The organism is Collimonas antrihumi (genome assembly GCF_018304965.1).
GTDB classification, from domain to species: domain Bacteria; phylum Pseudomonadota; class Gammaproteobacteria; order Burkholderiales; family Burkholderiaceae_D; genus Collimonas; species Collimonas antrihumi.
Window position 1 is genome coordinate 93,969 of record NZ_JAGQED010000008.1, and the last position, 17,387, is coordinate 111,355.

Annotated in this window: 17 protein-coding genes and 1 pseudogene; 7 read left to right on the forward strand and 11 right to left on the reverse strand. The window is 56.2% G+C overall.

All coding sequences use genetic code 11. The features are described from left to right. Window positions 1-2: 2 nt before the first annotated feature. The 4 genes from KHU29_RS09855 (at window position 3) to KHU29_RS22520 (ending at window position 1,826) form a co-directional block, all read left to right on the forward strand. The gene (locus tag KHU29_RS09855; protein ID WP_211452633.1) at window positions 3-266 is read left to right on the forward strand and encodes a hypothetical protein; all 264 of its coding nucleotides are present in this window, start codon (window positions 3-5) and stop codon (window positions 264-266) included. Between the two features lie 158 nt (window positions 267-424). After that, entirely contained in the window at window positions 425-619 is a 195-nt protein-coding gene (locus KHU29_RS09860) for a Com family DNA-binding transcriptional regulator (RefSeq protein ID WP_211452634.1), read from the forward strand. A gap of 124 nt (window positions 620-743) precedes the next feature. Then, on the forward strand, window positions 744-1,457 hold the full coding sequence (locus KHU29_RS09865; RefSeq protein WP_211452635.1) for a DNA-methyltransferase: 714 nt from the start codon (window positions 744-746) through the stop codon (window positions 1,455-1,457). A gap of 135 nt (window positions 1,458-1,592) precedes the next feature. Beyond that, on the forward strand, window positions 1,593-1,826 hold the full coding sequence (locus tag KHU29_RS22520) for a LysR substrate-binding domain-containing protein (RefSeq protein WP_425514464.1): 234 nt from the start codon (window positions 1,593-1,595) through the stop codon (window positions 1,824-1,826). 8 nt (window positions 1,827-1,834) lie between these two features. Here the strand turns inward: KHU29_RS22520 and KHU29_RS09875 are convergent, their stop codons facing one another. The 3 genes from KHU29_RS09875 to KHU29_RS09885 all read right to left on the reverse strand — a co-directional run bounded on the left by KHU29_RS09875 (window position 1,835) and on the right by KHU29_RS09885 (window position 4,947). Continuing rightward, on the reverse strand, window positions 1,835-2,446 hold the full coding sequence (locus tag KHU29_RS09875; RefSeq protein ID WP_211452636.1) for a LysE family translocator: 612 nt from the start codon (window positions 2,444-2,446) through the stop codon (window positions 1,835-1,837). Window positions 2,447-2,552: 106 nt separating this feature from the next. Next, window positions 2,553-4,562 (reverse strand): DEAD/DEAH box helicase, encoded by a 2,010-nt coding sequence (locus KHU29_RS09880; protein ID WP_211452637.1) that lies wholly within the window; start codon window positions 4,560-4,562, stop codon window positions 2,553-2,555. 247 nt (window positions 4,563-4,809) lie between these two features. Then, window positions 4,810-4,947: a hypothetical protein gene (locus KHU29_RS09885; RefSeq protein WP_211452638.1), complete on the reverse strand. Its 138-nt coding sequence runs from the start codon at window positions 4,945-4,947 to the stop codon at window positions 4,810-4,812. An 11-nt stretch (window positions 4,948-4,958) separates the two neighbouring features. Here KHU29_RS09885 and KHU29_RS22165 point away from each other — a divergent pair. Continuing rightward, window positions 4,959-5,096 (forward strand): annotated as a pseudogene (locus tag KHU29_RS22165) (LysR family transcriptional regulator); the annotation flags it as partial. Here the strand turns inward: KHU29_RS22165 and KHU29_RS09890 are convergent. From KHU29_RS09890 to pcaC, 5 genes are read right to left on the reverse strand one after another with little or no spacing between them, the layout of a single operon-like run. Further along, entirely contained in the window at window positions 5,059-5,826 is a 768-nt protein-coding gene (locus KHU29_RS09890; RefSeq protein ID WP_211452639.1) for an ABC transporter permease, read from the reverse strand. The pseudogene KHU29_RS22165 and the gene KHU29_RS09890 sit on opposite strands and share 38 nt — an antisense overlap. Further along, window positions 5,823-6,803 carry an ABC transporter ATP-binding protein gene (locus tag KHU29_RS09895; protein WP_211452640.1) on the reverse strand — a complete coding sequence of 327 codons (981 nt, stop codon included), beginning with the start codon at window positions 6,801-6,803 and terminating at the stop codon, window positions 5,823-5,825. Before KHU29_RS09895 ends, KHU29_RS09890 begins: the two co-directional genes overlap by 4 nt. Further along, window positions 6,796-8,019: an ABC transporter permease gene (locus tag KHU29_RS09900; protein ID WP_211452641.1), complete on the reverse strand. Its 1,224-nt coding sequence runs from the start codon at window positions 8,017-8,019 to the stop codon at window positions 6,796-6,798. The genes KHU29_RS09895 and KHU29_RS09900 overlap by 8 nt, the downstream gene beginning before the upstream one ends. Continuing rightward, entirely contained in the window at window positions 8,016-8,945 is a 930-nt protein-coding gene (gene osmF, locus KHU29_RS09905) for a glycine betaine ABC transporter substrate-binding protein OsmF (RefSeq protein WP_211452642.1), read from the reverse strand. Before osmF ends, KHU29_RS09900 begins: the two co-directional genes overlap by 4 nt. 52 nt (window positions 8,946-8,997) lie before the next feature. Next, window positions 8,998-9,381, reverse strand: coding sequence for a 4-carboxymuconolactone decarboxylase (gene pcaC, locus KHU29_RS09910; protein ID WP_211452643.1), 384 nt, complete (start codon window positions 9,379-9,381; stop codon window positions 8,998-9,000). A 275-nt stretch (window positions 9,382-9,656) separates the two neighbouring features. Between pcaC and KHU29_RS09915 the strand changes: the two genes are divergently transcribed. Both KHU29_RS09915 and KHU29_RS09920 read left to right on the forward strand, forming a co-directional pair. Next, window positions 9,657-10,772 (forward strand): ABC transporter substrate-binding protein, encoded by a 1,116-nt coding sequence (locus tag KHU29_RS09915; RefSeq protein ID WP_211452644.1) that lies wholly within the window; start codon window positions 9,657-9,659, stop codon window positions 10,770-10,772. 354 nt (window positions 10,773-11,126) lie between these two features. Beyond that, window positions 11,127-13,331: an OsmC domain/YcaO domain-containing protein gene (locus tag KHU29_RS09920; protein ID WP_211452645.1), complete on the forward strand. Its 2,205-nt coding sequence runs from the start codon at window positions 11,127-11,129 to the stop codon at window positions 13,329-13,331. A 94-nt stretch (window positions 13,332-13,425) separates the two neighbouring features. Here the strand turns inward: KHU29_RS09920 and KHU29_RS09925 are convergent, their stop codons facing one another. Genes KHU29_RS09925 through KHU29_RS22425 form a run of 3 tightly spaced genes read right to left on the reverse strand, consistent with a single transcriptional unit; the run spans window position 13,426 to window position 17,339 of the window. Continuing rightward, window positions 13,426-14,382 (reverse strand): urea transporter, encoded by a 957-nt coding sequence (locus tag KHU29_RS09925; protein WP_211452646.1) that lies wholly within the window; start codon window positions 14,380-14,382, stop codon window positions 13,426-13,428. 7 nt (window positions 14,383-14,389) lie between these two features. Beyond that, entirely contained in the window at window positions 14,390-15,028 is a 639-nt protein-coding gene (locus KHU29_RS09930; protein ID WP_211452647.1) for a hypothetical protein, read from the reverse strand. Beyond that, a complete protein-coding gene (locus tag KHU29_RS22425; RefSeq protein ID WP_211452648.1) occupies window positions 15,018-17,339 on the reverse strand; it encodes a hypothetical protein in 2,322 nt (773 codons plus the stop codon). The genes KHU29_RS09930 and KHU29_RS22425 overlap by 11 nt, the downstream gene beginning before the upstream one ends. Window positions 17,340-17,387: the final 48 nt, after the last annotated feature.

The window sequence follows — 17,387 nt, forward strand, 5'->3', positions numbered from 1 at the left end:
TTATGCCTATTTTTTTAAAAAAAGTACCGCTTGATAAACTCCTGCATTTTTTGGTTGGCGGTGTTATTGCAGGCGTTGTTTATGCACTTTTCTTGAACCAGTGGCTTGCACTCATTGCTACCGTAGTTGCTGGTGTAACCAAGGAAATCTACGATTATTTCCATCCTGATCAGCATACAGTCGAGTGGCTTGATGTGGTTGCCACGGTGGTCGGCGCTGCACCGGTGCTGCTGGCAGTTGGCATTCAATATGTCATGTGGGAATAGCCTGCCCGGAAACGCCAGAGTAAGGAAGTAATAGACAGAGCGACCGAATCAGTGCGTCAACACCGGTTCGGCCACTCGGCAAACAGCGTTAACTGCTTGCTCCGCCAAGACTCTGCCACCCCGATCGGAGGCGGCAAATATTATCACGGAGAACTACCATGCAAGAAATACGCTGTGGAAATTGCCATAAAAAACTAGGTGTTGGGACATTTCAGCAACTCAACATGAAATGCCCACGCTGCAAAACAATGAATAATCTCCGTGCCACGAGCACACCACCAGCATGCCCTAGCGCATCCAATCTTAAGGATGCCCAGGAATGTCAAATCACAAAATCGACCGACCATCGGTAGTCTGTCCGCAAGTTATGGATTGAATCGCCTGTAACTTGATTCGGGTATTAGGGGCTTAACGCCACATAGAGTGCCCAGTGCACCGCACCAGTACGCCCTGCGCGTCTTATTCACTCCCTCACACATGAAAACCAACTATTTGCACCAGGGCGACTGTTTGCCATTTCTGGAAGGACTACCCGACAGCGCTATTGATGCGCTGATTACCGATCCACCCTATGCCAGCGGCGGCCTGCACATTGGCGCAAGGCAGCAATCACCCACGATTAAGTATACGTCGTCAGGCCGCAATCAATTGCATAGTGATTTCACTGGCGACCATCGAGACCAGAGGTCCCACTTGCGGTGGATGCTGTTGTGGCTCAGTGAATGTTTTCGCGCACTTAAACCGGGTGCACCGATTTGCTTGTTCACCGACTGGCGGCAACTACCAACCACCACAGACGCGCTACAAGCCGCCGGATTTACTTGGCGCGGTATCGCGGTATGGGATAAGACGGAAGGTGTGCGCCCACAAATGGGGCGGTTTAGGGCGCAATGTGAATATGTAGTCTGGGGTAGTAAAGGAGATATGCCGATTAAGCGGGATGTAGGTGTGTTACCTGGCGCAATCCGTCAAGTGATCAAACAGACAGATAAGCATCACATTACTGGCAAACCGACCGAAGTTATGCGCCACTTCAACCGAATATGTAAACCAGGTGGGATTATCCTTGACCCGTTCGCCGGTTCTGGCTCAACATTGGTGGCGGCTCAGATGGATGGCTATGAATGGATAGGTTGCGAACTGTCCGACCATTATCACGAAATCGCACAGGCCAGATTAAACGGCCTTTAATCGCTCTTTAACAACCCATCACACAATCGGTAAGCCTGGCTGGAATCACACGATTTTAGCCAGTTAATTGCTGGTTCAAATCAAACGTTCGGCTGGATCAATTTAAGCGTCGCGCTACTTGAGCTGCCATCCGCCATCGTACCTGACTATCACACGGCACTAGAGGCGGCGGCAGCGGGTGGCGGCTTGGCTGTCCTGCCGGAATGCTTATGCCGGCCGCTGCTTCATGCCGGCCAACTGATAGCGCTGCCATTGCCGAAACGCGCACCGCAGTTTTCGCTCTATCTTGCACGCGGCAAGGGAGGCAGCTCAGTTGAACGGGTTGACCTTTGCTGCCAGCAGTTGACCGATGCTGCACGTAACTGGTAACAAAAGCGTCACCTTTCAGTCAACGCCAGCTTAACCGCCAAGGCGCCAAATGCCGCGGCGAAGCTGCGGCGCATCCAGGCCATCACATTCGGCCGCGATATTACCCGATCGCGCATGACGGCCGCAAACACGCCATAGCCTGAAAAAATGACGAAGGTGGCCAGCATGAAGGTACCGGACAATTCCAGCATGCGCAGTAGCGGGTGCACTTCCAGAGGGCTGACAAACTGCGGCAAAAACGCAACGAAGAAGATGGACAACTTCGGATTGAGAATGTTGATGAGGATGCCATCGGCGATCACGCGAAAATCAGTCCGCTTGTCGTCGACTCTGTCTACCCGCAATGCGCCTTTTTCTCGCAAGGAATTCCAGGCCATGAACAGGAGATAGGCTATACCTGCGTATTTGATGGTGTTAAAAGCGAGCGCACTGGCATGCAAAATTGCGGCTAGTCCGAACATGGCGGCGCCGAGATGCGGCAAGATACCCAAGGTACAACTGAATGCGGCGAGGATGCTGGCTTTTGCTCCGCGCGAAAGGCCAGCGGACAAGGTGTAGATCACTCCTGTGCCGGGCGACGCGACAATGATCAAGGTTGTTAACAGAAATCCGAGTGTCATGGGTTCACCCTCAAAGGTTTGTAATGTGCGTAGATACAAAAATGGCGGCTGATCTTGCGACCACCGCCATTTTATATCTTCGGCGCTGTTGTGACAGCGTTGTTAATTATGCTGGTTTAGGCCCCTTGCGATGGGGTTTGGCAGGTCTGGCTTTGCTGGCATCGGTACGGCCGGCAAAATCGCTTTTCCCTTTGAAAGGCGGCTTTTTAGCACCATCCTTTTCAAATACTCTTCGATCGCCACCGGACTTTCCCGGTGTCAGCTTGTCGGCAAATCTTTTGACAGGCTGATCACCATGCGACATGGTTTCATCAGCGGCGCTAATCTTCAACTGCTGTCCGGAGACCCATACTTTTTTCAGATGCTCCATCAACTCTTTCGGCATGCCTGCAGGTAAATCCAGGGTGCTGTAGTCATCAAAAATTTCGATGCGGCCGATGTGCTTGGCTTCCAATCCTGCTTCATTGGCAATTGCGCCGACAATATTGCCGGGCTTGACGCCGTGGCTGTGACCGACTTCGATGCGAAAGTGCGCCATGTCAAAATCGTTGCTGTGGCCGCGATCTTTTTTAGGTGAAGCCGGACGTTCGCTGCGATCACCATGCTCTGCACGTGCCGGACGCTCGAATTCATCTGGCCGTAGTGCTCGTTCAGTGCGTTCAAAGCGTTCTGACGGCGCCGGTTTTTCAAAACGTTCGCCACGTTCAAATCTGCCACCACGCACAGGTTTTTCATCTGACCAAGATTTGGCAGTTGCTGATTTGCGTGCTTCAAATGGCTCAGGGGTACTTTGCTTTTTATCCAACAATAATGGCTCATTGCCGCGCGCCATTTTTGCCAGTGCCGCCGCAATTTCTACTGCCGGTATGTTTTGTTCGCGTTCGAAATCTTCAATGATGGAAGCGTATTCTTCCAATGCACCTAGAGCCAAGGTGGCGCTGATCTGTTCTTTAAATCTGGCGATGCGGACGTCGTTGACGGCTTGTACGGTCGGCAAAGTCAATGGCGAGACGGGTTGACGGGTCGCACGTTCAATCGCTTTCAGCAGATTTTTTTCACGTGGCGTGATGAACAGAATCGCTTCACCGCTACGACCGGCACGGCCGGTCCGGCCGATACGGTGGGTATAGCTTTCCGGATCGTGTGGCACGTCGTAATTGATGACGTGACTGATGCGTTCAACATCCAGGCCGCGAGCAGCAACATCGGTGGCGACCAGAATGTCGATCTTGCCGTCTTTCAGTTGCTGAATGGTGCGTTCGCGTTGTTGCTGATTTATATCGCCGTTAATCGCCGCAGCGGAAAATCCACGTGCCTGCAATTTACCCGCCAATTCTTCCGTGCCCATTTTTGTGCGCGAAAAAATGATCATGCCGTCGAAAGTCTCGGCTTCCAGAATGCGCGTCAAGGCATCCAGCTTGTGCATGCCGCTGACCAGCCAATAACGCTGGCGAATATTATCGGCCGTGCCGGTTTTGGCGGCGACGGTGATTTCTGCCGGATCACGCAAATACGTTTTGGCGATGCGCTTGATCACCGATGGCATGGTCGCGGAGAACAACGTGGTCTGACGGGTTTCCGGAGTCTCTTGCAAAATCCGTTCGACATCGTCGATGAAACCCATGCGCAGCATTTCGTCGGCTTCATCCAATACCAATGTCTTTAATTTGGACAGATCCAGCGAACCTTTATCCAGATGGTCAATCACGCGCCCCGGCGTTCCTACCACCACATGCACACCACGGCGCAAGGCACTTAATTGCGGACCGTAACTTTGGCCGCCGTAAATCGGCAATACATGGAAACCCGGAATATGGGTGGCATAGCGTTGGAAGGCTTCCGCGACTTGAATCGCCAGTTCGCGGGTTGGCGCCAATACCAGCGCTTGCGGCGTGGTTTGTTTGAGATCGATGCGAGACAGGATAGGCAGCGCAAAAGCGGCAGTCTTGCCGGTGCCGGTTTGCGCTTGTCCCAGCACATCGCGATTGCTGAGCAAGATCGGAATGGTCGCCGCTTGTATCGGTGATGGTGATTCATAACCGACTTCCTTGAGCACGCGTATCAACGGCTCGCTCAGGTTTAAATCGGTAAATAACGGGATTGGTTTTTCAGACATGACATCACTCGCTGGTTTGTGCTTGTTGGCTCGAATCGCACTACGCGAAACAATGACAGGATGTACGCAAAACAGAGCCCGGGGGGCTCCATTTTTGCGTAAATCTCTAATGAGACGCGTAGTTTACTCTGTTGTGATGCCAAAGGCGGCGAATTGATGGATATTGCTCAGCAGCGCGCGTCAAAGCATGTTGAAACACCAGTATTTCAGTATAGCAACATGTTTTTTTCGTAACATGGCTTTGGCCTCATGCGGCCTCGGCTTCGCGCATGGTCGGATAATCGGTGTAGTCCTGCGCCGTACCGCCGAAGAAGGCGTTGCGATTAGCGTCGTTCAGAATGGCCATCCTGTCAGCGCCGATTTCCTCGGCGATCGCAGTGGCCACCTGGATGGCAAAGCGGGAAACTGCGTCGCATCATGCCCGAATGGTACGGCGCGCCGGTGCCTGTCTATGCCATTACCGAAACCCGTCTGCTGCCGGCAAAGACGCAGCGATTCATCGAGTTTCTACGCGAGCGCCTGGGGCGGCGCTGACCGCTGGCGTCCAGCGCTGTGACAACAGATCAAACAGCTGATCGGCCACAATCGCCAGCAGCGCAACCAGTAACGCGCCCTGGATCACATAGGCAGTATTGAATCCGCTAAGGCCGACGATAATCGGCAGTCCAAGTGTTTTGGCGCCGACGGTAGAGGCGATTGCCGCCGTGCCGATATTGATCACTACCGAGGTGCGTACGCCGGCCAGTATCACCGGCGCCGCCAGCGGCAGCTCCACCCGGTAAAGAATTTGCCAACGATCCATGCCGATGCCGCGCGCAATTTCCAGGATCGAAGGCTGGATCGATGACAAACCAGCTATCGCTCCTTGCGCCACCGGTAGCACACCGTACATGACCAGCGCAATCAGGGCAGGGGTTTCGCCGAAGCCGATTAGCGGTACGGCTACTGCCAACACCGCTACCGGCGGAAACGACTGGCTGATGGCGAGTACCGTTTCCAGCGAAGAACGGAACGGCCGTCCCGCTGGCCTGGTGACCAATAAGCCCGCCGCCACGCCACCCAGCACCGCGATCACGCCAGAGAGCAACACAATGCTCAGATGCGCCAGCACCAGCGTGGCAAACGAATCTTGCCGATACATAGGGCGGGCCAGTTCGGGGAAGGCTTTGGCGAATAACGGCGCTGTCAGCGGCATGCCGAAGGTGAAACCCAGCAGTAAAAGAGTGCTGACGGCAAGCCAGCGGTGGCGATAAAACCGTCTCATTGCGGACTCTCCGAAGGACTCTCCGGAGGACTCTCCGAAGGACTCTCCGGAGGACTGCCCACCAAATCGGCGAAATGCAGTACCCCGGCAGGTCGGCCGTGTTCGTCGACAACGGGCAAGCTGTGTTCTTTACGGGTGATGAAGACCGACAGTGCCTCGCGCAGCGTGCTGCTGCTGCGAATCGGCTCGCCGGGTATGGCGGGTTGCATCCGTACCCGGTCGGCGATCTTGTCCAGCCCCAGCAGACGGACGCCGACATCGCTCTGTCCGACGAATTTGCGCACAAAATCGTTCTCGGGCGATAGCAGGAAATCCCGCGGCGCACCCTGTTGCACGATGCGTCCATGATCCATCAGGACGATGCGTTCACCCAATGCCAAGGCTTCGTCGATGTCATGCGTCACCAGCACGATCGTCTTGCCGGAAAGTTTGTGGATATTGGCCAGTTCCTGCTGCAGGCTGGCGCGCGTAACCGGGTCAAGCGCGCCGAAGGGTTCGTCCATCAGCAGCACATCAGGATCGGCCGCCAGCGCGCGCGCCACTCCCACCCGTTGTTGCTGGCCGCCGGAAAGCTGGTCCGGATAGCGGTGGCGGAATTCTTCGGGAGGCAGATGCAACAAGTCCAACAGCTCGCCGACGCGATCGCGGATGCGTGCTTTCGGCCATTTCAACAACGCTGGGACGGCGCCGATGTTTTGTTCCACCGTCCAATGCGGAAACAGACCGACCGATTGGATCGCATAGCCGATACGGCGCCGCAGCTGTTCCGGCGAGTGCTCGATAATATTCTTGCCGTGCAACCGGATGCTGCCGCTATCCGGCTCCAGTAAGCGATTGAGCAGTTTCAGCATGGTCGACTTGCCGGAGCCGGAAGTGCCGATCAAGACGGCGAACTCGCCACTGTTGATCGTCAGAGACAGCGCATTGACCGCGTGCGAGGCGTTGAATGATTTGCTTACCTGGCTGATTTCAATCATGGCTTTGCCCCCTGAAAATAGAGATCGCCACCTTGAATAGCGTATCGACACCGATAGCCAGCAAAATTACCGGGATTACCCCCAGCAGCACAAGATCCAGCGCGCTGCTCGACATGCCCTGGAACATGAGGACGCCAAACCCGCCGGCCCCGATCAACGCCGCCACTACGGCCAATCCAATCGCCTGGACTGCGGTGACACGGATGCTTGCCAGGAATATCGGCAAAGCCAGCGGCAGCTCGACACGAAAGAATATCTGCCGCGGCGACATGCCGATGCCGCTCGCTGCGTCGCGCACGGCGGGCGGCACTTGTTCCAGTCCGGCCAGGGTGCCGCGGGTCATCGGCAGCAGTGAATACAATGTCAACGCCAGCAACGCCGGCGCCTGGCCGATGCCGCCAATTCCAGATTGTGGAAGCAAACTGCCAAGCAGCGCCAACGGGGCGATGAGCAAGCCGAACAGTGCGATCGAGGGGATGGTTTGTATTGTGTTCAGCAGTGGAAACAGCAGCTTGCGCGCTTGCCGGCTACGAAAAGACAGCATACCGAGCACAGCGCCGATTAGTACTGCGGGTAATACGGAAAATGCCACTAACTGCAGGTGCCGTAACAGCGCCAGGTCGAATGCTTCCCGATGATTCTGGTATTCCTTCAACAGTGAAAGACTGTCCAGACGGCCCGATATGATCAGTGCAGCGACGGGTATCAGGGCTGCCAGTATTACCACTACTCGCATCGGCAGCGACAGGGCAAGGCCGTGCAGCGCTTCTGCCAGTTGCAGCCAGGCGGTCAGCAGCAATAACCAAAAAGCCCCGCCGAACGAGACCCGCACCAAGGAATCGATTTCCCCGGTGCGAAGCCGGGCTTCATGTCCGGCAAACGCCAGCAGACCGATGCTCAGGCACGCTGCCGCAATGATCACGATAGTGTGGCTGGCCCGGGTTGGTGGCAGCCAGGGAGCAAGCAGCAACGGCAAAGCAGGAATCGCCAATAGCCAGAAGCGAGTGTTCAATTGGTAAAGGAGGATGCCCTGGCCGCTGAGCAGGCGGTTGGGGGCGGTGGTCAGCAAGGGCAGGGCGGTGCAGGCGAAGATTGCGACGAAGATCAGCAGCAGGTGCACCGGGTTCTGCAGTTTGAATAGTGTGACGAGTTTAACGAAGCGCAGCGCGCCCTTGCCAGGTCGCGACGGCAGTTTCGCCGGCTGCGTCACGGTCATTTGATAAAACCTTTGCTGCGCAGGTAATCGCCGGCGATTTTGCGGGCGTCGCGGCCTTCGATAGCAATGCCGGCGTTGAGTCTTTGCAGGGTCGGACTATCCAGCGAGATGAATACCGGTTTCAGCAAAGCCGGGATGTTTGGATACTTCGCCAGCACCTCGTTGCGGATGACCGCGGTTGGCGCATAAATCGGTTGCACCGCTTTCACATCGTCGAGTGCCACCAGTCCCAGTGCGGCTATGGCGCCGTCGGTGCCATACACCATCGCGGCATTGACGCCGGAAGTCTGTTCCGCGGCAGCTTTGATCGTTGCCGCCGTGTCGCCGCCGGCCAAGGTCAGCAATTGATCCTGTTTCAGCTTGAATCCATAGCTGTTTTCAAATGCCGGCAAGGCGTCCGGGCGTTCAATGAATTCGGCCGAAGCCGCCAGCTTGAAGCGGCCGCCCTGGTTGATCCAGCGCCCCAGATCAGTCAGCGTCTTGAGCTTGTTGGCCTGCGCGATTTCCTTGCGAATCGCGATAGACCAGGTGTTGTTGGCTGGGGAAGGGGTTAGCCATACCAGTTTGTTCTTTTCAAAATCCAGCTTTTTCACCAATTGATAAGCATTTTCGGCATTTTTCCAGGCCGGGTTCTTTTCATCGGAAAAGAAAAAGGCGCCGTTGCCGGTGTATTCCGGATAGACATCCACCTCGCCGGAGATCAAGGCGCCGCGTACCACCTTGGTGGTGCCGATCTGCAGACGATTGACGGTCTTGATGCCATTAGCTTCCAGCACCAGCTGGATCAGATTGCCCAGCAAGGCGCCTTCGGTGTCGATCTTGGAACCTACGCGAACCGGTTCGGCCGCCTGCGCGCAAGGGGATAACAGGACAGCGGCTAATGTGGTTACCAGTACGGCACCGAGCAGGCGGCGGTAGATACGCATGTTGACTCCGTTATGGCGCGATGACGATTCAGGTAAAGCTATCTTATATGCCCTAGAGATCTGCCGCCGCCATTTCAGACAAAACTTCTTGCGCCGCACGGAATGCATCGACCGCCAGGGGCACGCCGCAGTACACGGTTGCGTGCAGCAGCACTTCCTGTATTTCTTTCACCGTGGCGCCGTTGTTGCGGGCGCCGCGCACATGTCCTTTGAGTTCCTGTGTGCGTCCAAGGGCGGTCAGCATTGCCAGCGTAGTCAGGCTGCGGGTCTTCAGGTCCAGGCCATCCCGGCACCAGACCGTGCCCCAGGCATTGCGGGTGATGTATTCCTGCAGCGGCCGCGTAAAGTCATCGGCATTGGCGAAAGCCTTGGCCACGAATTCCTCACCCATAACCTGTTTGCGTATTTGCAAACCATCTTCATATTGCTCGTCCATGCACTTCCCTCCGTTGGCGTCATGCGTTTTGTGTGATTTGTGGGTGCACTACAAATATAATGTAAAACATGATAAATAAAGCATAATCGATTGTTTATAAAGGTATTTATACATTTTATTGCAAGTTTAAGTGAAGGAGTTTGCAAAAAAACAAAGCGTGCTCTTGTCTTGCCCGGATATCGCAAGAATCGACTAGATAATAAATTGAAAGCTAATTGCAAGCTTTGGAAGAGTATTGTCCAACGAAAATAATTACAACCAGGGAGACAACAATCATGAGAACGCTTATTGCAGCGTCCGCCGCGCTTTTTTTCTTGGCATCCGCAGCAATCGCCAATGCACAGGAAAAGATCGTCATTGGACAATCGGTAGAGTTATCGGGCGAAGCCACCGGCAAGGAAAACATGGAGGGCGCGCTGGCTTACTTCGCCTGGGTTAACGCGCAGGGCGGCGTATACGGGCGGAAGATCGAGCTTAAGTCCTATGACGATAAACGCAAGCCGGAAACCACCAGGCTCAATACCGAAAAGCTGTTAAAGGAAGACAACGCGCTGGCTCTGTTCGGCTATCGCAGCACGCCAACGGTAGAAGCCGTGCTGCCGTTGTTATTGGCGGAGAAGGTGCCGATGATCGCGCCGTTCTCGGGCGGACAAAGCTTGCACCAGCCATTCAATCCATATCTGTTCAATCTGCGCGCCAGTTATCAGGCCGAAACGGCGAAAATGGTTGAATTGTTCGGTTCATTGGGAATCCGCAAGGTGGCCATCCTGTATCAGGACGACAGCTTCGGCAAGGATGGGCTGGCAGGGTTCGAACGCAATCTGGCGGCACATAAGCTAAATGCCGTGGTAACCGCGAATTATGACCGCAAGGACCTGAAAATCGACAAAGCCGTCAACGCCATAGTGGCGGCCAACCCGCAAGCGGTGCTGATGGCTTGCACGCCCTCTGTCTGTGCCGACTTTGTCAAACAAGTCCGCAAGCAGGGATTTCATCCGGCCTTCATGATGCTGTCCAATGTCAGCTCCGATACCTTCTTCGAATCGCTGGGCGACGACGGCCGCGGCGTGAGCGTGATGCAGGTGATGCCTTACCCGAAAAATTATGGTGCAGGCGCAGCACGGGAATTCCAGAGCGTTTTGAAAGGAATGGCTAAACCGCCGCCAGCTTCTTATTCGACATTCGAAGGCTTCGTGGCCGCAAAGCTATTGACGGAAGGACTGCGCAGGGCCGGCCCCAATCCAACCAGGGCGAAACTGATGGCGGCACTGGAGACATTACGGGATTTTGACCTGGGCGGGGTGAGGGTGTCATACACCCCAACCAATCATGACGGATCGAAATTCGTGGAAATGATCATGATCGGCAAGCATGGGTCGATTCTGCGTTGATGCAGGATCGGGGGGAAGTGAGGTTTGGTGCGTAAGGAAAGCTAGCGAGCGCCTGCCTGCCCAGATTTGCGAGACGAGCCAAAGGAGTATTCAGGATCACGCCGAATCCACGCCGAATCCGGCGTGGATTCGGCGTGATCGTTGCCGGGCGCATCATTGCCGAGAGCCGCCACGCGTTAACCCTTGGATATTGCCATGGCGCATTGAAGCTCGCCGGTTCCAACCATGTACCGCACCATGGCGGTCGCCTGTCAAATTATCCGTAAGCGGCAACGTGTGAGGAAACCATCGATACTTTGCACGGTACCGGCGTGGCGACGGATAATAGCGGTTACATCATTTTAGAGTTCCCCCATGGAAATTAAGGTCAACTTTCTCGATAAACTACGTCTTGAAGCCAAGTTCGATGACTTCACGGTAGTGGCCGACCAGCCTATCCGTTATAAGGGCGATGGCTCGGCGCCTGGTCCCTTCGATTATTTTCTGGCCTCATCGGCCTTGTGCGCCGCTTACTTTGTGAAGTTGTATTGCGTAACTCGCAATATTCCTACCGAAAATATCCGCCTGTCGCAGAATAATATTGTTGATCCGGAAAACCGGTATCAGCAGATTTTCAAGATTCAGGTTGAGTTGCCGGCGGATATCTCTGCCAAAGACCGCCAGGGAATTTTGCGCTCCATCGAGCGTTGTACGGTGAAAAAAGTGGTGCAAGCCGGACCCGAGTTTGTCATTGAAGAGGTAGAGAATCTGGATGCCGATGCGCAGTCGTTGCTGACCTTGAAGCCGGCTTCTGACGTCAGCACCTATATTGCGGGCAAGGATCTGCCGTTGGAGCAAACCATCGCCAATATGTCAGGCGTTTTGGCGAACTTGGGCATCAAGATTGAAATCGCTTCGTGGCGCAATCTTGTTCCCAACGTGTGGTCGCTGCATATCCGCGATGCGCACTCGCCGATGTGCTTTACCAATGGCAAGGGAGCGACCAAGGAAAGCGCGTTGGCGTCGGCGTTGGGAGAGTATATCGAGCGACTGAATTGCAACCATTTCTACGCCGGCACGTTTTGGGGCGAAGACATCGCCAACGCGGAGTTTGTACATTACCCGAACGAGCGCTGGTTTAAGCCTGGCCGTAAAGATGCGCTGCCGGCTGACATTCTGGATGAGTACAGTCTGCAAATTTACAATCCCGACGGCGAGTTACGTGGCTCGCATCTGGTCGACACCAACTCCGGCAATGCTCAGCGCGGTATCTGTTCGCTGCCGTATGTGCGGCAGTCGGACGGCGAGGTGGTGTATTTTCCGTCCAACCTGGTCGAAAACCTGTACGTCAGCAATGGCATGAGTGCCGGTAACACGCTGGCCGAAGCGCAGGTGCAATGCTTGTCGGAAATTTTCGAACGGGCGGTAAAACGCGAAATTCTGGAAGGTGAAATCACATTACCTGATGTGCCGCAGGAAGTGCTGGCGAAATACCCTGGCATTCTGGCTGGCATTCAGGGGTTGGAAGAGCAGGGCTTTCCGGTGCTGGTGAAGGATGCGTCGCTGGGAGGGGTGTACCCGGTGATGTGCGTCACCTTGATGAACCCGCGCACAGGCGGTGTGTTCGCCTCGTTCGGCGCGCACCCAAGCCTGGAGGTGGCGCTGGAGCGTAGCCTGACGGAACTGCTACAGGGTCGCAGTTTTGAAGGCCTCAACGAATTGCCGCGGCCCACCTTTACCAGTGAAGCCGTGACTGAGCCAAATAACTTTGTCGAACACTTCATCGATTCCAGCGGTATCGTGTCATGGCGCTTTTTCAGTGCCAAAGCGGATTTCAATTTTGTTGAATGGGATTTTTCGGGCCAGGGTGAAAACTCCAATGCCGAGGAAGCCGCGACCTTGTTCGGTATTCTCGAAGAAATGGGCAAACAGGTGTACATGGCGGCGTATGACAATTTAGGCGCCATAGCCTGCCGGATTTTGGTGCCCGGTTATTCGGAAATTTACCCGATAGAAGATTTGATCTGGGATAACACCAACAAGGCGCTGTTGTTCCGCGCCGATATTTTGAATCTGCATCGCCTTGACGATGCCAGCCTTGAAGCGCTGCTTGAGCGTTTGGATAACAATGAGCTCGATGAACATTCCGACATCGCTACATTGATCGGTATCGAATTTGACGAGAATACGGACTGGGGGCAACTAACCGTTCTCGAGTTGAAGCTGCTGATTCACCTCGCCTTACAGCAATTTGAGGAGACGCAAGAGTTGGTGGGAGCCTTCCTGCAGTATAACGACAACACGGTCGAGCGCGGATTGTTTTACCAGGCATTGGATGTGGTGCTGGAGGTGCTGCTGGATGACGACCTGGAGCTGGATGATTACGTGGTCAATTTCCGCCGAATGTTTGGCGATGCTCGGATGGACGCGGTAATGGGCTCAGTGGACGGCAGCGTGCGCTTCTTCGGGTTAACGCCAACGAGTATGAAACTGGAGGGTCTGGACAGGCACCAGCGCCTGATCGACAGCTACAAAAAAATGCATAAAGCTCGGGCCAATGTGACGGCGACAGCCAGTTAGGGTTACGAGTCATGGCTGGATGCGCTTGAGATTGGAGATGCTGTCGCGCCTGTTTTGCGCCTGTTAATACAGCGTGGAGGACCTGCCTTTAAGTTTAACGCAGGCTGACACGTCGCCTCTGCAGCGCCAGCAGGAACATCCAGGAAGCAACGCAGAATGGCGCGCTCAGCGAGGGCAAGCCGGCGAATCGCGATAATGGCATCATGGCGCCGGTAGCGATCGCCGCGACTGCCGAGCACAGGAGCGCCGTAACCACGGGCTTCCAGCCGGGTTTTGGAATCAACGTCGCTACGGCAAGCGCGCTAAGCGTGGCGTTAAAGCCGTATAAACCATGGAACACAGCCGAGTCCGGCGCACCGATGAGCAGGGCGACGATGGCCCCGGTCAAGGAACCGGCTGCCGCCAGCATGGCAGCCCTGGCCGAGCTCGCAGATATGCCGAGCAAGAAGATGCAGCCGGCGATGAGGTCGTCCTGATAGAAAATCTGGCTGACTCCTCGCAGCGTTCCATTCAGGATCAGGCTGAAGGTATAGTGACCGTTGGTGAATTGATCGGTCCATGCCCGCGCCGCATCCGGTAGCAACTGGCCGCTGATTCCTACGGCCGGGCCCTGGGCGTAAGCCAGGCGCCCCATATGCACGACCGCCAGCAGAATCAGCCAAAGCACACAAACGAAAGGAGCGCTGAGCGCGGGCAGGCGCATGCGGCCCAGCAGTCGCAGGAAAGCGTAAGTCAAGACGGCCGACAGCGCACCTGCAAGCGCCACGACAACCCAGAGTTCCAGGGTTGGACTGAAGATGGAGCCCAGCGCGATACCGGTGAAAAAGCCGTTGAAGCCGTAGACCCCGGCCAAGATAAGGCTGCGCTCGACGCCGATCGCCCATGCAGCCGAGGTGCTGGTGAGTACGCCCAGCAGCGCCGCCAGGCCGACCCAGGGCGAACTGAGGAAGACACCGGACAGTAGAATCAGCCCTGTGTATCCGTTCTGCTGGAACACGCTCTGACTGACGCCGAAAAATGACGCCGAAAAAAGGGCTCGCAAGCCGTCCATGGCGTCCTCATTCGGCGCAGATATCGGTCCAGATACCGGGCACCACTATTCGATCTCCCCAATGCAGGATGTCCTGGGCATCGGGCTCAAGCGGGCTCACTTTTACTTTCAGGACAGCGCCGTAGCCATCGGTCTGAACCGGCTGTATCCACCAGCCGTTGGTGGCATCCCAAATTTGAATCCGGATTCCGTCAAGGCTGACCGCCACGGCTTCGTGATATATCTTGTCTTCGGCCAGCCAGTTGAGGTAACCGGGGCCATCGCGCCATATCTTGCGCAGCTGGCTGATCGCGTGGCTGGACAAACGCTGGATCAGTTGCACCGGTGCGGCCCTTACTCCCCGCGACAGGTAGACTTCGCGGGAAAACGCCGCCAGGGCTCCGCAGTCGAGTTTGTACATCGCGATAGCGTCGCACCAGAACAGCGGCCAGGAATTCGGGCCCCATTCATAACGTTCGGGAATCCAGCGCGGCGCGGACAACAGCTGGCCGTCCCCGCTTACGGAATCGAGATTGTAGTCCTGGTTGACCAGCCAGTTTTTCGCGATGTGGCAGCAATCCTGCCCATGGTGCGAAATGTAAGAGGCCGGATACGAGTGCCAGAAATCGATGGTGACCTGGTCGGCCAACGGCAGCTTAGAGTCCATTGCTTTTACCTCGTCCAAAAGTGTAGGCCATGCTGCTTTCATAAGCGCCGGCATCGCAGATCGCCAGTAGTTCACCTTCTTTGATGTCCGCCCGCAGCTGGACATTGGGAGCGACGATATCGTCCTCCATGCAGAGTCTTCCCAGTATCCTGGCCATGCCGCGCGGCATTGGCTGCCAATCGCCGGTTTTGCAGTCCCGTTCCAGGATCCGATGCGGGAACTGCCACGCGAGCGGCAGCTCGGCTATCGATCCGTCGACGACGATATCTTGCGGGAATCCCATATATTTCCGTACTTCGAGCACGCGCATCGCCACCGCCATCGAATGCTGGACCATGGCCCGGCCCGGTTCCAGTACGAACACACGCAGGTTCGGCAGCGCTTCGCGCGCCTGCCGGACTGCATCGCCGAGCTTCGGCACCAGTTCGCTCTCGAAATCGTCCGGGAACCAGCCGCCACCGATATCCACGCACTCCACCGAGCGGTCCGTACAGGATTCGATGGATTTCGCGCAGCGCAATGAAGAATCGTAGAGCCGCCACCATTGTCCAATCCCGAAATTGCTGCTGGCGATGTGGAAATGGCAGCCAAGCCGGACGTGCTGCGGGAGCTCCCGCAGCAGTTCGATCATTTCGTGGAAAATCAAACGCGAATAAACCGGGATGCCAAAGCGGGAGATCAACTGCGGACCGCGCAGTCTGACACCGATGAATTCCGCGAGATCCTCGCCACTCGCTATCCGTTGTACCACTTGCCGTAATTCATCGACTGAATCGCAGAAGATCGCGTGCACCGGGTACGCCACGGTCGGATTCGGCCACGCCTTGGCAGGGCCGTTGAGAATGATCTGCTCGGGGAGAAAACCCTGATTAAGCGCCTGGCCGACTTCGAGTTCGCTGATCGCCTCCGCCAGAAAACCCGCATTACGGGCAAGTTCGATCAGACGTTCATCCGGATTGGTCTTGATGCTATAGGCGGCCCGCACCGCGCAAGCGGAGGACGATGCGGCGCTTGCCGCTACGGCAAGCTGGTTGAAACTGCGCGCGGCGGTGCGGGGAAGAAGAATACGGTGTGGCGTCTGGACCTTATCGAGATCGGCGCCCAGGATGTCTTCGATGAAACTGGCAGGTACGATTGCAGGCGTGGACACGGGCTCCGGGTCCACTGTGACCGCGGGGCGCTCGTGATTGCGCATTGCCTGGAGCCGGTGCGCCAGCATCGGCATCCCCGACGGATATTTTCCTGAATGATGCTGGCTGCCGTTAAGCGGCTCTTGCAGGGGAGGGATCGGATAGCCGGCGCGCACTGGCATTTCGACCACGATGCGGGCGAACTCGTTTGATTGCCGCTCCGCCGCGCGCATGGGAATGCCACTCGCAGCTTCGACCAGGCGGCCCACCAGGTTGCGCCCGGCAATGGTCGCCCCGTGGATCCAGGCGGGAAAGCGCGGGTTCATCTCCATCAGCCAGAGCTCCCCGGCAGGACTACGGATCATCTCCAGCTCCGCGCCTCCAGTCCACTTCAACGCGCTGACGATGTCTCTGAGAGGATTGAGAAAATCCGGCACAGGATCTTCGATATGTCCGCCCCAGGTCTTGCCCTCCGGGGTGATATCGCGCTTGACCATATGCACCGCGTCCAGAAGACGTCCTTGGTAGGCGCTGAAGCTTACCGACTCTTCCAGTCCGCGCACATGTGCCTGCAGAAACAGTTTTTCAGTTCCCCAGGTTGATTGGAAAGCCGCACGTAACGACAAGAAAGAAGGCCACCAGTTAATCTGCACCGCATCGTAGTACGGCCCCTTCAGCCAAATCTTCCATCCGTGGCGGCGGCAGAAGGCGTTCAGCGTCCAGTCCTGCTCGGTGGTGGAAATGAAAGGCGGTATACCGACGGGAAGTCCCTCATGGGCGGGGACGGCGGGTTTGGCAATTCGATCGAGGGCGTCGACAGACGGCGTAAGCAGCCTCGGATGCGGGCCCAGGACTTGCGCCATCCACAGGATCTCCAGGTCCAGGCACGAGATCCAGAAAGAATCTTCCGGCTCAAGGCGGTCGCGGATACTGGCGGCGTAAGCGTCCAGATCAAGCCTGGCCCATGGCTGTTGAATCCAGACATCGTCAAAGACTGGCGCGTGGATGCCACTGCTGCGGCTTGAGTAATCGACGCCGATGAGGGTGGCGTCGGGATAGGCCAGCCGCAAGGAACGCGCCACACCGACGCCTGAAGAAGGATTCGGGCCGCAGTACAGCCCACTGATATATATTTTCACGGCTGGAGTCCCCCTGAGCATCAACAGGTTGCTGAAAGGCACGAATGCCTCCGGACTCTACCGATACATAGCGCTAGCGCCCGGAGTTTC

Coding starts and splice junctions, on each gene's coding strand:
- pcaC (WP_211452643.1), bottom strand. CDS start 9,381: ATGGACGAGCAATATGAAGATGGTTTGCAAATACGCAAACAGGTTATG.
- KHU29_RS09900 (WP_211452641.1), bottom strand. CDS start 8,019: ATGACCGTGACGCAGCCGGCGAAACTGCCGTCGCGACCTGGCAAGGGC.
- osmF (WP_211452642.1), bottom strand. CDS start 8,945: ATGCGTATCTACCGCCGCCTGCTCGGTGCCGTACTGGTAACCACATTA.
- KHU29_RS09875 (WP_211452636.1), bottom strand. CDS start 2,446: ATGACACTCGGATTTCTGTTAACAACCTTGATCATTGTCGCGTCGCCC.
- KHU29_RS09890 (WP_211452639.1), bottom strand. CDS start 5,826: ATGAGACGGTTTTATCGCCACCGCTGGCTTGCCGTCAGCACTCTTTTA.
- KHU29_RS09930 (WP_211452647.1), bottom strand. CDS start 15,028: ATGGACTCTAAGCTGCCGTTGGCCGACCAGGTCACCATCGATTTCTGG.
- KHU29_RS09895 (WP_211452640.1), bottom strand. CDS start 6,803: ATGATTGAAATCAGCCAGGTAAGCAAATCATTCAACGCCTCGCACGCG.
- KHU29_RS09855 (WP_211452633.1), top strand. CDS start 3: ATGCCTATTTTTTTAAAAAAAGTACCGCTTGATAAACTCCTGCATTTT.
- KHU29_RS09915 (WP_211452644.1), top strand. CDS start 9,657: ATGAGAACGCTTATTGCAGCGTCCGCCGCGCTTTTTTTCTTGGCATCC.
- KHU29_RS09865 (WP_211452635.1), top strand. CDS start 744: ATGAAAACCAACTATTTGCACCAGGGCGACTGTTTGCCATTTCTGGAA.
- KHU29_RS09880 (WP_211452637.1), bottom strand. CDS start 4,562: ATGTCTGAAAAACCAATCCCGTTATTTACCGATTTAAACCTGAGCGAG.
- KHU29_RS09925 (WP_211452646.1), bottom strand. CDS start 14,382: ATGGACGGCTTGCGAGCCCTTTTTTCGGCGTCATTTTTCGGCGTCAGT.
- KHU29_RS09920 (WP_211452645.1), top strand. CDS start 11,127: ATGGAAATTAAGGTCAACTTTCTCGATAAACTACGTCTTGAAGCCAAG.
- KHU29_RS09860 (WP_211452634.1), top strand. CDS start 425: ATGCAAGAAATACGCTGTGGAAATTGCCATAAAAAACTAGGTGTTGGG.